Origin of the sequence: Pseudoalteromonas sp. S3178, from assembly GCF_005886985.1 — a bacterium.
GTDB classification, from domain to species: Bacteria; Pseudomonadota; Gammaproteobacteria; order Enterobacterales; family Alteromonadaceae; genus Pseudoalteromonas; species Pseudoalteromonas carrageenovora.
Genome location: NZ_PNCW01000419.1, coordinates 1 through 290, shown reverse-complemented (window position 1 = coordinate 290; position 290 = coordinate 1). Strand labels below are relative to the sequence as shown.

Below are 290 nucleotides of genomic sequence, written 5' to 3'. Positions count from 1 at the left end.
TGATGCCAAACCAACTTATAATTTCTGTTGGTAATAATAATAACGATAAATCTTACATGGAGTAGATGTAGTTTGGAGCGAATTCAATTTGGCGAGTTTCAGTTTAATACTGGATCATATGAATTAACCTCTCATGATCAGGTGATAGCGCTAGATCCAAGAACGGTGACATTGTTGCTTTTTCTCCTAGACAACCCCAATCGCATTGTCACGCGCGATGAATTACAAGAGGTGATCTGGCAAGGCGTGATTGTGACTGATAATGCGATTAATAAGCTCGTTGCCAATTT

At 39.0% G+C, this 290-nt stretch carries 1 protein-coding gene; it reads left to right on the top strand.

The window, feature by feature from the left end:
- Positions 1–72: 72 nt before the first annotated feature.
- A partial coding sequence (locus CWC11_RS21555) for a winged helix-turn-helix domain-containing protein (protein WP_171038507.1) occupies positions 73–290 on the top strand: 218 nt, incomplete at its 3' end.